13 protein-coding genes and 1 pseudogene are annotated in these 13,060 nt (G+C 63.7%); 7 read left to right on the top strand and 7 right to left on the bottom strand.

The features are described 5' to 3' along the window. Window positions 1-1,013 (top strand): molybdopterin dinucleotide binding domain-containing protein (locus tag WA702_RS21195; protein WP_425112504.1); only part of this gene is annotated, 1,013 nt, incomplete at its 5' end. Between the two features lie 9 nt (window positions 1,014-1,022). On the opposite strand, the gene WA702_RS21190 is transcribed toward WA702_RS21195, so the two are convergent. From WA702_RS21190 to WA702_RS21175, 4 genes are all read right to left on the bottom strand, one after another. Then, window positions 1,023-1,493: an NUDIX domain-containing protein gene (locus WA702_RS21190; RefSeq protein WP_425112503.1), complete on the bottom strand. Its 471-nt coding sequence runs from the start codon at window positions 1,491-1,493 to the stop codon at window positions 1,023-1,025. A 14-nt stretch (window positions 1,494-1,507) separates the two neighbouring features. Continuing rightward, entirely contained in the window at window positions 1,508-4,861 is a 3,354-nt protein-coding gene (locus tag WA702_RS21185; RefSeq protein ID WP_425112502.1) for an ATP-binding protein, read from the bottom strand. A gap of 275 nt (window positions 4,862-5,136) precedes the next feature. After that, complete coding sequence (locus tag WA702_RS21180; RefSeq protein ID WP_425112501.1) at window positions 5,137-5,871, bottom strand: DUF72 domain-containing protein; 735 nt, start codon at window positions 5,869-5,871, stop codon at window positions 5,137-5,139. A gap of 7 nt (window positions 5,872-5,878) precedes the next feature. Continuing rightward, window positions 5,879-7,048 carry a zinc-dependent alcohol dehydrogenase gene (locus tag WA702_RS21175; protein WP_425112499.1) on the bottom strand — a complete coding sequence of 390 codons (1,170 nt, stop codon included), beginning with the start codon at window positions 7,046-7,048 and terminating at the stop codon, window positions 5,879-5,881. 127 nt (window positions 7,049-7,175) lie between these two features. On the opposite strand from WA702_RS21175, the gene WA702_RS21170 reads away from it, so the two are divergent. Further along, complete coding sequence (locus WA702_RS21170) at window positions 7,176-7,964, top strand: SDR family NAD(P)-dependent oxidoreductase (RefSeq protein ID WP_425112498.1); 789 nt, start codon at window positions 7,176-7,178, stop codon at window positions 7,962-7,964. A gap of 189 nt (window positions 7,965-8,153) precedes the next feature. Here the strand turns inward: WA702_RS21170 and WA702_RS21165 are convergent, their stop codons facing one another. Then, window positions 8,154-8,312: a hypothetical protein gene (locus WA702_RS21165; RefSeq protein ID WP_425112497.1), complete on the bottom strand. Its 159-nt coding sequence runs from the start codon at window positions 8,310-8,312 to the stop codon at window positions 8,154-8,156. A 173-nt stretch (window positions 8,313-8,485) separates the two neighbouring features. On the opposite strand from WA702_RS21165, the gene WA702_RS21160 reads away from it, so the two are divergent. The 5 genes and pseudogenes from WA702_RS21160 (at window position 8,486) to WA702_RS21140 (ending at window position 11,841) form a co-directional block, all read left to right on the top strand. After that, window positions 8,486-8,986 carry a ferritin-like domain-containing protein gene (locus tag WA702_RS21160; RefSeq protein WP_425112496.1) on the top strand — a complete coding sequence of 167 codons (501 nt, stop codon included), beginning with the start codon at window positions 8,486-8,488 and terminating at the stop codon, window positions 8,984-8,986. Between the two features lie 828 nt (window positions 8,987-9,814). Beyond that, window positions 9,815-10,012: a hypothetical protein gene (locus WA702_RS21155; protein ID WP_425112495.1), complete on the top strand. Its 198-nt coding sequence runs from the start codon at window positions 9,815-9,817 to the stop codon at window positions 10,010-10,012. 147 nt (window positions 10,013-10,159) lie between these two features. Beyond that, window positions 10,160-10,360: a hypothetical protein gene (locus tag WA702_RS21150; RefSeq protein WP_425112494.1), complete on the top strand. Its 201-nt coding sequence runs from the start codon at window positions 10,160-10,162 to the stop codon at window positions 10,358-10,360. A gap of 154 nt (window positions 10,361-10,514) precedes the next feature. After that, window positions 10,515-11,257: pseudogene (locus tag WA702_RS21145) on the top strand (Crp/Fnr family transcriptional regulator); the annotation flags it as partial. Between the two features lie 110 nt (window positions 11,258-11,367). After that, window positions 11,368-11,841, top strand: a complete 474-nt coding sequence (locus tag WA702_RS21140) for a DUF6496 domain-containing protein (RefSeq protein WP_425112493.1) — start codon at window positions 11,368-11,370, stop codon at window positions 11,839-11,841. Between the two features lie 44 nt (window positions 11,842-11,885). Here the strand turns inward: WA702_RS21140 and WA702_RS21135 are convergent, their stop codons facing one another. Then, complete coding sequence (locus tag WA702_RS21135; RefSeq protein WP_425112492.1) at window positions 11,886-12,035, bottom strand: hypothetical protein; 150 nt, start codon at window positions 12,033-12,035, stop codon at window positions 11,886-11,888. A 132-nt stretch (window positions 12,036-12,167) separates the two neighbouring features. Continuing rightward, window positions 12,168-13,058, bottom strand: coding sequence for an SDR family oxidoreductase (locus WA702_RS21130; RefSeq protein ID WP_425112491.1), 891 nt, complete (start codon window positions 13,056-13,058; stop codon window positions 12,168-12,170). Window positions 13,059-13,060: the final 2 nt, after the last annotated feature.

Here is a 13,060-nt window from a genome sequence, read left to right as displayed (position 1 = left end):
GCATCGACGTGCCGCAGAAGAAAGGCGTCAACACCGTCGAGGCCTGCGAAGGCATCATCAAGGGCTCGGTACGCGCGATGTTTCAGCTCGGCGGCAATCTGGTGCGCGCCGTGCCCGACCACAACGTGGTGCAGCCGGCCTGGCGCAAGCTGCGGCTCACCGTCAATATCCTGACCAAGCTCAATCGCAGCGCGCTGATCCATGGCGAGGTCTCCTACATCCTGCCGTGCCTAGGGCGCATCGAAATCGATCAGCAGGCGAGCGGCCCGCAGGCCGTGGCCATGGAGGATTCCACCGGCTGCATGCACGGATCGCGCGGCCAGGTGCCGCCCGCCAGCGAGCACCTGCTGTCCGAACCGAAGATCGTCGCCGAGATCGCCAAGGCGACGGTGCCGTCGAAGTCCACGATTCCATGGGACGAGTGGGTCTCCGATTACAGCAAGGTGCGCGATGCTATCGCGGCGACCTATCCGGACATCTTCCACGACTTCAACAAGCGGATGTGGCAGCCGGGCGGCTTCCACCGGCCGCTTGCCGCGCGTCACCGCAAGTGGAACACCGAGACCGGCAAGGCCAATTTCATCGCGCCGAAATCGCTCGCCACCGACATCGACACGCCTCCCGAGGCGCGCGACATCGTGCAACTGATGACGTTGCGCAGCAACGGCCAGTTCAACACCACCGTCTATAGCTATGACGACCGCTTCCGCGGCATCTTCGGCTCCCGTCACGTGGTGCTGATGCATGACAACGATATCGAGCGGTTCGGTCTGAAGGAAGGCGACGTGATCGTGTTGTCGACCGCCGTCGACGATGGCGTTATCCGCAAGGTCGGCGGTCTGCGGGTGGTGCGCTACGACCTGCCGGAGGGCTGCATCGCCGGCTACTATCCGGAGTGCAATCCGTTGATCCCGCTCTGGCATCATGAGGAGAAGAGCAAGACGCCGGCCGCCAAGTCGATTCCGGTGCGGGTTGCGCTCGATCGGTCTGGAGGCGAGGCGAAGGTAGTTTAGTCGTGGGCCCTAGCGCTTGGCGGCGTCGCCGAGCGCCGCGAGCCGGTCCAGGAACGCGCATTGCGCCGCGTTGATCTTGCTCCGTGCGGTCGCGAGGTCGAACCATTCGGCGCGGTCGACCTCAGGAAAAGTCTGTTTGCGGCCGCTGCGCGGCGGCCACTCGATTTCGAAGCTGTTGCTGGCAATGGTCCCGCTATCAATATCGATTTCGACGGCAAACGCCGTGACGACCTTGCCGCCCTTCTGCTTGATATCGCCGAGCGGAAGCAACGTCCCAATCACGTCGATGCCGAGCTCCTCGCGAAACTCGCGGCGCGCCACCGCTTCGGTATCTTCGCCCGGGCGGTATTCGCCCTTCGGGATCGACCAGGCCCCGGCGTCCTTGTTGCGCCAGAACGGGCCGCCGGGATGAACCAGCAGGATCTCGATTTCTCCTCGGACCGTACGGAAGGCGACGATGCCGGCGCTCTTTGAAGGCATGTCGCTATCCGATCTCAGTCCAATAGCTCGCGCAGCTTGGTTGCGAGCTGGTTGAAGGTAAACGGCTTGCTGATCAGATGCAGATGCGCATCGAGCCGGCCGTGATGCACGATGGCGTTGCGGGAGTAGCCCGTGGTGAACAGCACAAGCAGATCGGGGCGCAACTGAAGGGCTTTGTCAGCCAGTAACCGACCATTGTCGCCGGGCAGGATCACGTCGGTGAACAGCAGGTCGATGCGCTCCGCGGTCTCGAGCAGCCGCAGCGCGGCGTCGGCGTTACCAGCCTCGAAAACCCTGTAGCCAAGCTCCTTCAGGATATCGACGCTGTAGGCCCGGACCTCGTCATTGTCCTCGACGACGAGGACGACCTCGTCCCGGCTGGCCGCCAGCGGCTCAGCCACCTGCTCACTGGACAGCGCTCTCGGCTCGCCATGGTAGCGGGGAAAGTAAAGCTTGACCGAGGTGCCGTGCCCGACCTCGCTGTACAGCGTCACGTGGCCGCGCGACTGCTTGACGAAACCATAGACCATGCTGAGCCCGAGGCCGGTGCCCTTGCCGACCTCCTTGGTGGTGTAGAACGGCTCGAATGCGTGCGCCAATGTCTCGCTCGACATGCCCTGGCCATTGTCGCTGACCGCCAACATCACATATTGCCCCAGCTGCACTTCGGCATCGCGGGCGACATAGGATTCGTCCAGCATCGTGTTGGAGGTCTCGATCGTCAGCCGGCCGCCCCCCGGCATCGCGTCACGGGCGTTGACGGCGAGATTGAGGATCGCGCTCTCCAGCTGGTTCTGGTCGACCTCGGCGGTCCACAGCCGCGGCGAGCCGACGACCTCAAGCTCGATGGTCTCGCCCAAGGTCCGGTGCAGCAGCTCGCTGAGACCGCGCATCAGCAGGTTGAGGTCGAGCGGCTTGGGCGACAGCGGCTGCCGGCGGGAGAACGCCAGAAGACGGCTGGTGAGGCTCGCGGCGCGCTGCGCGCCGTGGAAGGCCATGTCCGCGCCGCGCTTGATGCGCGCCTGATCCTCCGGCTTTGCCCGCCGGATGGTATCGAGGCCGCCAATGATGATGGTCAGAAGGTTGTTGAAATCGTGCGCGACGCCGCCGGTCAGCTGACCGATCGATTCCATCTTCTGGGCCTGCCGCAGCGCTTCCTCGACGTGCAGCCGCTCCGCGACCTCGGCCTCGACGCGCCGCTCGAGATCGGCATTGATCGCCTGCAGTTCGACCTCGGCGCGCCGCCGCAACGCCGCGACCTCGATGTTGGAATGGATGCGAGCCAGCAGCTCGCGTGCAGCGAATGGTTTTGCCAGATAGTCATCGGCAATCGCATCGAGCGCCTCGACCCGTGCATCCTCGCCGGCCCGCGCCGAGAGCATCACCACGGGCGTGCTCGCCAATGCTGCGTCATTGCGGATCATTCTCAGAAGCTCGATGCCGTTCAGCCGCGGCATCATCACGTCGGTCAGGATGAGGTCCGGGCGGGTCGCGCGAGCCCTCGTCAGGGCGGTTTCGCCGTCGGCGACCGCTTCGACCAGATAGCCTTGGGCTTCGAGCAGCTGGCGTACATAGTCGCGCATGTCGGCGTTGTCGTCCGCCAGCAGGATACGGCGGCCGTTGGTTGCGGCCTCACTCCGCGGCAGCTCCAGCACCGAGTCGAGCAGCGGCTGCGCTTTGCCGTTGCTGGGCAACCATCGCACCGCCTCTTCCAGGAAGCTGTGTGCGCCGACCGGCACGGGCGTCGCGCGGGTGCGCAACTGATCGGCGGGCAAATGACTCGTCCCGAACGGAATCCGGACGATGAAAGTCGTGCCCTGGCTGACGATGCTGTCGACCTCGACGGCGCCGCCGTGAACCTTGACGAGCTCCTGCACCAGCGCAAGGCCGATCCCGGTGCCTTCGAAGCTGCGGCCCCGTGCGCCCTCAATGCGGTGAAACCGCTCGAACACGCGCGCCCGATCCTTGGTGGCGATGCCGATGCCGGTGTCGCTGACATGCAGGACCGCGTAACGATTGTCCGTCGAGGCTCGAACCTTGACCGTGATCCCGCCTTGATGGGTGAACTTGAACGCGTTCGACAGCAGGTTGAAGACGATCTTCTCCCAGGACTCGCGATCGACGAACACCGCTTCGGGCAGCTCGTCGCATTCGATCGTGAACGAGAGGCCGGCACCCTCGACGATGTTTTGGAACGCCGCGGCGATCTCGGCCGTCAGCTTGTCGAGCTCGGTCGGCTCGAAGCTCGCCTGCAGGCGCCCGGCCTCGATCCGGGAGAAATCCAGCAGACTATTGACCAGCCGCAGCATCCGCATGCCGTTGCGATGCACGAGCTCCAGCTTGTTGCGGCTGTCGGCATCCGCAGCATCGGCCAGCAACGCCTCGATCGGTCCGAGCATCAAGGTCAGCGGGGTGCGGAATTCGTGGCTGACATTGGAGAAGAACGTCGTCTTGGCGCGATCGAGCTCGGCCAGCGCCTCCACGCGCCGCCGCTCGGCTTCGTAGGCCTCGGCATTGGCCAGCGCGGCGGCGATCTGGCCAGCAGTCAGAGCGAGGAAGCCGCGATAGTTGTCGTCGAACAACCGGTAGGGATTGAGGCCGGCGATCAGGACGCCGGAGCGCGTGGCCTCGCCGGTGCCGGAGAACGGCAGGACAACCGCTCGCGACGGCGATCGCTGCCAGACCCCTTTGGGCAGCGGCGCGTCAAACAGCTCGGCCAGGTTCTCCACCAACAGGGCTTCATGGGTGCGCAGCGCCTCTGCGATAGGCCAGCGCGGGTCAGCCGCAGGATCGATCATGACAGGAGCCGCGATATGGCCCGGCGCAATGCTCGATGTACCCACCAGCGACAAAGCCGCTCCTGTGGGGTCCGTGACATAGAGCAGCGCGAATGGCAGGTCGCGCAGGTTGGTGGCGAGCGCCCTGGCGCTTTGCTCGCAAGCTTCTTGCCAGCTGCGGGTGTTCGCGGTTTTGGCGGCGAGTTCCTGCAACAGCCCGATCTGGCGCTCGCTGATGACGCGGGCGGTGTCGTCGCTGTTGGCGCAGAAGATGCCGCCGACGGCGCCGTCATCGTCGGGAATCGGGCTGTAGGAGAAGGTGTAGTAGGTCTCCTCCGGATAGCCGTTGCGCTCCATGATCAGGAGCTGGGCTTCGACGTAAGTGCCCTGTTCGCCGCCCAGGGCGGTCGCAAGCATCGGCCCGATGTCGTCCCAGATCTCGCGCCAGACCTCGATGGTCGGCCTCCCGAGCGCCCAGGGATGCTTGCCGCCGATGATCGATTTGTAGGGATCGTTGTAGAAATAGGTGAGCTCCTTGCCCCAGCCGATCCAGATCGGCTGTCGCGAGGTCAACATGATCCGGATGGCCATTCGCAGGCTCTGCGGCCACGTGCTTGGCGCGCCCAGCGGGGTCTTGCTCCAATCATAGCCCCGGAGCAGTTCACCGAGTTCACCGCCGCCGGAGAGAAAATCGGCAATCGCAGGTCGGCCTGGAGAATCATTCACGCAGCAAAGCCCCACGAAGCGAGGCGAGAACAAGCCGCCCCGGAAAGTCTTTCGCGGACCTAATCGCTGACCCCAGTTCATGTTCCATGTGCTGAAATTAGCGGCACTTTATAAAATCGCCTGCAATCTAGGCGGAGGAATCATCGCTCGATCTTTAATATCTGGCGTAGCTTGAGGGCGTCCGCAGGCGCCGCGCTCTTCTGGTCGTTATCGAAATAGACGAAGACGTCGCAGCCCTGCCGACTCCAGGACCGGACGTGCTTGGCCCAGGCAGACAAGGTCGTCGCAGGATAATTGTCCTTGTAGCGGCCGCCGGGTCCGTGCCCGCGCACATAGACGAAGTCGGCCGTGCGTCGCCAGGGCGCTGGTGCGTCGTGATGGTCGGACAGGCACAACGAGATGTTTTCGTCAGCCAGCATGCGCAGGATGCGCGGAGCGTACCAGCTCGCGTGGCGGAATTCGAAGCTGTAGCGCCGCTGCTTCGACAGCAGCTTGAGGAAGGCGGCGAGCCGGTCCGGATTGGCCTGGAATTGCGGTGGCAGCTGGAACAGGATCGGTCCTGCCTTGTCGCCCAGCAATGACAGGCGGCTCTCCATCAGTTCGAGACTGTTGATCGAATTCTCGGTCAGCCGCTTCCAGTGGGTGATGAACTTCGAGGCCTTCCAGGCGAACACGAAGTCCGGCCCGGTTTGCTCGCGCCAGCCGCGCACCGCGGCCTCCGTGGGCGTGCGATAGAATACGCCGTTCAGCTCGGCGGTCCGAAACTGGCTCGCGTAGTAGGGCAGCTGATGCCGGAGCAGCAGGCCCTTCGGGAAGAACGCGCCGCGCCAGGAGTCGTAATGCCAGCCCGATGTACCGATCAGGATGCGCGCCATCGCCGCTCTACGGTCTCAGCACTACCTTGATGCAGCCATCCTCCTTGTTGCGGAAGGTCTTGTAGAGCTCAGGACCCTGCTCGAGCGGCGCTTGGTGGGTGATCACGAAAGACGGATCGATCTCGCCGTCCTGAATGCGCTTCATCAGCTGCGGCAGATAATGCTGCACGGGAGTCTGCGCCATCCGGAAGGTGAGGCCGCGATTGATCGCCGAGCCCATCGGGATCTTGTCGACGAAGCCGCCATAGACGCCGACGATCGAAACGGTGCCGAAGTTGCGGCAGCAATGGATCGCCTGGCGCAGCACATGCGGCCGATCGGTGCCGAGGAAGGTCGCGACCTTGACCCGGTCGACCACCGCATCGACGCCGGACCCCGTATCGACCTCGGTGCCGACAGCATCGATGCAGGCATCGGCGCCGCGGCCGCCGGTCAGCTCCTGAATCCGCTCGTAGATGTCTTCAGACTTGAAGTCGAGAACGACGGCGCCCGACGCGCGCGCCATCGCCATTCGCTCCGGTACGGTGTCGATCGCGATCACGCGCTCGGCGCCAAGCATGAAGGCGCTCTTGATCGCAAACTGTCCGACCGGACCGCAGCCCCAGATTGCCACTGTCTCGCCGCCCTTCAGGTTGCAGAAGTCGGCGGCCATGAAGCCGGTCGGAAAGATGTCCGACAGGAACAATACCTGCTCGTCAGTCAGGCCCTCCGGCACCTTGATCGGGCCGACATCGGCAAAGGGCACCCGCAGATATTCAGCCTGCCCACCGGCGAAGCCGCCGAGCAAATGCGAATAGCCGAACAGCCCGGCCGGCGAATGGCCCCAAAGCTTCTCGGCCTGCGGCTTGTTGGGATTGCTGCGCTCGCAACCCGAATAGAAGCCGCGCTTGCAGAAGAAGCATTCGCCGCAGGAGATCGTAAAAGGCACCACGACGCGATCGCCGACCTTCAGCTTGGTGTTGTCGCGACCGACCTCGACGACCTCGCCCATCGTCTCGTGGCCGACGACGTCGCCGCTCTCCATGCTGGGGATCAGGCCGCCATAGATGTGCAGGTCGGAGCCGCAGATCGCGCAGGCCGTGACCTTGATGATGGCGTCGCGGCCGTCCTGAATCGTCGGATCAGGCACCGTCTCGCAACGAATGTCGGCTTTGCCATGCCAGGTCAGCGCTTTCATATCAGCCCTCAACAAATGTTTGGAACACAAGTGACAAGGAATGAAGGAGTTCCTAGTTCGCCGCCGGGTTAGGAACGAATGCACCGCGCTGCCATTGCAGAAGCGAGCATCTCCAAGGAGAATTACCATGGCATCCAATGGCCAATTCGCAGTCGTCACCGGCGCTTCGACCGGCATCGGTTTGGAACTCGCGCGGTGCTGCGCGAAAGACGGCTTCGATCTGCTGATCGCGGCGGACGAGCCGGAGATCGAGCGCGCAGCAGCCTCGTTACGTGCGAACGGTGCCAATGTCGAAACCGTACAGGCCGATCTCGCAACCAGCGAAGGTGTCGACAAGCTGTATGCGGCGATCCGGGGCCGTCAGGTCGACGCGCTGCTCGCCAATGCCGGCCGCGGGCTCGGACACGCTTTCCTCGACCAGGACCTCTCGGAGGTGAAGCGCGTCATCGACACCAATGTCACCGGCACGGTCGAACTGATCCACAAGATCGGCAATGACATGCGCAGGCGCAATGCGGGTCGTATTCTCATCACCGGTTCGATCGCCGGCTTCGTGCCCGGAAGCTTCCAGGCCATCTACAACGCGACCAAGGCCTTCCTCAACTCCTTCTCCTTCGCGCTCCGCGAGGAGTTGAAGGACACCAAGATCACCGTGAGTTGCCTGATGCCGGGCGCGACCGAAACAGAGTTCTTCAAGCGGGCCGACATGATGGACACCAAGGTTGGCACCGAGGCAAAGGACGATGCCGCCGACGTCGCCAGACAGGGCTTTGATGCGATGATGTCCGGTGAGAGCGACGTGGTGACCGGTATGAAGAACAAGATCCAATCGTCGGTCGCCAACGTGACGCCGGCGGAGATGCTGGCTAAGCAGCATCGCGGCATGGCAGAGCCGGGGACCGCGAAACCGCACTGAGCGGCGAGGTCGTCGGCATCAAGGCGGTAGCGCCGGTCAATTCGATCGGCGCCGCTGAGTCATTTCAGTCGATCGGTGTGAAACGTATCTGCCGGCTCGTCATCTCGGCCTGCAGCTCGTCGCATATTGTCAAGCTGAATGTCGCAAACATCGGAGCGCCGCACTGAATATCGCGGAGATGTCGCGGATCTACTTTTCGGAGTGCTTGCTCTGGTCGCGGTCGCGACCGGCTACGGGTGAGCCACTCGACTTTTGCTTCTGCTCCTGCTGGGCGAGCTGCTTGTCGACGGTTTCGCGCGAGCCTTCCGCAGGCTCCTTGTCGAAGGGGCTCTTCGTCGTTTCGTTCATGCGCTGCTCCTCTGTGGGCGAATATCGGAGTCCCAGTTGAACCGGCCGAACATGACGGCGTTCCTATGCATCTTCTGCCGCCGGCAGCTCTGTATTGATAGGAACGATCCAACCGACGACGGGTTGGGCGGACATCGATGACAAACGCCGGTTGGCGATACGGGACAAGCAACATGAGCAACACCGCACGAGACGTCTTCATCACCGGGCTTCGCAATGCGCACGCCATGGAAATACAGGCGCGCGAGCTGATGGAGCGGCAATCCGAGCGGTTGGACGACTATCCGGACGTGAAGGCAAAAGTGCAGATGCATCTGCAGGAGACCAACGAGCAGCTGCGGCGGCTCGAGCAGTGCCTCGATGCCTGCGGCGAGAGCAGTTCCAGCCTGAAGGATACAACGCAGTCCGCCGTCGCCAACCTGATGGCGATCGGGCATGCCATGGCCGGCGACGAGATCCTGAAGAACACCTTCGCCAACAACGCATTCGAGAATTTCGAGATCGCCGCCTACAAATCTCTGCTTGCGCTGTGCGGTGCCGCCGGCATGAGCGAGGCGCGCGCACCGCTCGAGACGTCCTTGAAGGAAGAGGAGCGGATGGCCCAATGGATCGACGCGAATGTCGAGAAAGTCACATTGGCCTATCTGCAGCACGAGCAGCGGCAGGCGGCGTGAGGTGGGTGCGGCGCGCGGCGGTCGCGCCGCAGCCATCGCTGGCCCGCGAGCACGGCAAGGCCCGCGGCCATCAGCACCAGACCAGCAGTGATTGGAATAGACGTGATCAGGGAAGGTGCCGTCGCCCATCCCGAACAAGGCCTGCCCAGCTAATAGACCATGAACCTCCCTCAACTCACGCTCCTTGGCCCATCGGCCGCTTCCATCCCGGCTTGCAGGACCAAGGAGCGTGGCATTTTTTGTCGCCTTGACGTCAAAGATGCTCGCAGTCTGGGTGGCGCCTCGCCCGGTAGGTACACGGACGAGACGCGATATCGCTGGTGATTAGCGATGCCTGGTCTGTTTGTGCATGCCGCGCGGGTGATCATTTTGGAGTCCACCGGCGCTGCTCGATCCGGCCCCGGCTCCAGCAGACGAACCGGCGCCTGCCGATCCGCCCATACCGCTGCTTCCGCCGCCGCTTCCAGCGCCGCCGGCGCCAGCTCCCGTTCCACCGGATCCGCTACCGCCGGCTCCTGCTCCGGCTCCACTGCCCGCACCACCGCCGCCTTGAGCGAACGCGGTACCAACCGATGCGGCCGCGAGCGATGCGGCCAGCACCACCGCTGTCAATGTCTTCAGCATATCTATTCTCCGTAGGGTAGTATCCACAATGACTTGTTGTGCCTCAATTGGGTGGGCACGTAGACGTTCCAATCCGGTCGATCGTCGGCGGATGTCGTTGCGGGACCACGCGGAAAATGCCCGCCTTGATTCACCTATGTTGATGCACGGCACGGGTCAGATCGTACGATCGCTGCATCCGCAACGCATTTGCGCGCATCTTTCATGACATTGGATATTCCAAAGAAGCGGCGTCGCCGCCTCAAGCAGAGCATGTCTTTGGCTGAGCGCCTGTTGCAGGCGGCGCGCGAAGCGCGCGATGCCGCAAAGCTGCTGCCGCCCGGCGTTGATCAGGCGCGGCTGTTGAGGCGCGCATGTGAGGCTGAAGCGGTTGCCCAGCTCGATGAGATCCTCAAGCGATAAAGAGGACAGTGGCGATTTGTCATTCGGTCCGGCTGTGAACGGTCCGATGCTTTGATCGCTTGCTCGCGTTAGGCGCGGTGACAAGCTCTGATGGAAGATTTACGTAACCCGAGTTCGCCTTGCGCGACCGAAAACATGCGTGGCTCGATGACGGACAGCACTTCAGAATTCGACTACCTGACCTGCCCGCGGTGCGAGCTCGGGATGCGGCTGGCGTTCGTCGAGCCGCGACGGTTGCACCGGGAAGACGCATATGAGCGGCATCTCTATCGATGCGGCGGCTGCGGCAATGACAGCCATTTCGTCTTCGAGTTGCCGTCGCACGCCAGGGAGTGGCAGGGCGGTTGACCAAGTCTTGCCTCGCGCCCCGCGAGCAATCCCGTACACGCGGCCCTTATTGGACGGCCGGTGTAGCAGGACCGGGCTCCCTGGCCATTGATCGTCAAGGGAACCGGTGTTGTCCAATCGCGACGCCATCGATCCTTGTTTCGCTCCGCAACAAATGGCGTATGGTCCAAGATCGCCAGTGTGCGCGGTGGAGGAGTACGCCGCGCATCTCGTCCTCGTCCGCCGTCTGAGTGCTTTTCGAAAAATCTCACCTGACGGTCTCGAATACGCCGTTCGCGGCCGGATCGTCAGCTCTGCGCCGGGACAGGAGTTGGTACGCGAAGGCGATCCGGCCGATTGCATCCGTATCGTTCTCTCCGGTTGGTTGGCGCGCTACAAGACGCTGGAGGACGGCCGGCGCCAGATCGTCAATTTCGCGCTGCCTTGCGATACCTGCAATGCCTTTGTTTATCTGCTGCGGCGATGGATCATTCGATCGTGAGCCTGACACCGGTCACCCTTGCCGAGGTCGACCGCGAGCGCTTCGAGGTCTTCATCGCGAGCGATCGGTCTCTTGCGGAAGGGTTCTGGTGCGAGACGCTCTCGAACGCGGCGATCCAGCGCGAATGGACGATGAATCTCGGGCGCCGGGATGCCCTCGAGCGGGTCGCGCATCTGCTGTGCGAGATCGTCGAGCGCCTGCGGCCAGTGGGCCTCTGGGATGGCCACAGCTGCGCCTTCCCGGTCACCCAGCTTGATCTGGCCGACGCGACCGGCCTGTCCGTCGTGCACGTCAATCGCACCCTCCAGGAGCTGCGCTCCTCAGGCCTGATCGTGCTGCGGGACCAGACGCGGACGATCAACAACCTTGATGCGCTCAAGAGGGCCGCGATGTTCAATCCCGATTACCTGCATTACGTCACACAGGAGGAGTTGAGGCGCTGCGCCAAGCCATGTCGGTCGCGAAAGGCGCATGCGCGACGGAACGTCGTTCCTCGCCAGCGGTTTTCACGCCAAGGAGGACGAGCATGGCAAAAGAATCTCCACGGCAGCGCCGGATCACCGGGCGGGTGATGCACGAGTTTAAGCACGGCGAGCTGAAGAGCGGCCGCGGCGGCAAGGCCGGCAAGGTCAAGAACCGGCGCCAGGCGATCGCCATCGCGCTCGAGGAAGCGGGCGCTTCGAAATATGAGAGCGGCCGGCGCAACCGACGAAATTTGCGGCGCACCGAAGGCAAGGAGGCCAAGGGCCGCACCGCGCAGCAGGAGCGGGAGGGCAAGTCCCATGTCGGTGCCTCGGGCGAGCGCGAAAGCACCCGCGCCATGGGCGGACGCAATGCGCGGAAGACGACCGCACACGGCCGGCACGCGGCAACTGCACGGGCGCGCAAGGCCGACGGTCATACCAAGCAGGAACTCTACGCGCGCGCCCGGCAGCGCGGCGTCGAGGGCCGTTCGAAGATGACGAAGCGGCAGCTCGAGAACGCGCTCGGCATGCGCTGAGCGGATCGGCGACTGGCGCAATGGTCAGGTCCGATCCGACCGGGTCAGGCCTGGTCGTTACGATATCTCTCTCGCGTGATCTCGTCGCCGAGCCTGTTGGCGGCACGGCTGCGGTAGCGATAGCTAATGGTCCCATAGATGAGGGCCACGAGCAGAATGAATGCGCCGATGAAAAACGCCGCCTCGAGACCCATGCTCGCCTCCCTCCGATAACTGGATCTGTGTGCACCGCACGCGAAACGATGCGCCTCACCAAGTTCAACGGCGTGCATTGGTTCCTATTACCCGGTTCCAATGCTGCCTGAAGGGCGTGCCGACGATGATTGCTATGGCTGGCCCGAGCCGCCGGCCGCGCCATAGACCTGACCGTTGGCGTAGCTGGCGTCCGCCGCTGCGAGCTGGACGTAGATCGAGCCGAGCTCGGCCGGCTGGCCGGGACGCCCGAGCGGGGTCTGGCCGCCAAACTTTTCCAGCTTCTCCATCGTGGCGCCGCCCGAGACCTGCAGCGGGGTCCAGATCGGCCCGGGCGCGACGGCGTTGACGCGGATGCCTTTCGGCCCGAGCTGCTTGGCCAGCGACTTCACGTAGTTCATGGTCGCGGCCTTGGTCTGCGCATAGTCGTAGAGATCGGGCGAGGGATCATAGGCCTGCTCCGATGCGGTGCCGATGATGCAGGCACCGGGCTTCAGATGCGGCAGCGCCGCCTTGATGATCCAGAATGGCGCATAGATGTTGGTCTTGATGGTGGCGTCGAAATCCTCCGACGAGATGTCGAGGATGGATTCGCGTGCCTGCTGGCGGGCCGCGTTGGAGACCACGATGTCGAGGCCGCCGAGCCCATCGACCGCCTGCTGCACGAGCTTCCTGCAGAAGGCCTCGTCGCGCAGGTCGCCTGGGATCGCGAGCCCGACGCGGCCTTCCTGCTTGATCAGCGCCATCACCTGCTGGGCATCCGGCTCCTCGGTCGGGAAGTAGTTGATGGCGACGTCGGCGCCCTCGCGTGCGAACGCGATGGCCGCGGCGCGGCCCATGCCGGAATCGCCGCCGGTGATCAGTGCCTTGCGGCCGGTCAGCCGCCCCGAACCCTTGTAGCTGGTCTCGCCATGATCCGGCGGCGGATCCATCTGGCTCGCGAGGCCCGGCCATGGCTGCGATTGCCGCTTGAAGGGAGGCTTGGGATAACGGCTGGTCGGATCGATCAGATTTTGCTGTGCCATGG

The sequence above is a fragment of the Bradyrhizobium sp. genome, assembly GCF_049798375.1.
In the GTDB taxonomy this organism is placed as follows: domain Bacteria; phylum Pseudomonadota; class Alphaproteobacteria; order Rhizobiales; family Xanthobacteraceae; genus Bradyrhizobium.
The sequence above is the reverse complement of the archived record's forward strand: the minus strand, read 5'-3'. Positions and strand labels throughout refer to the sequence as shown.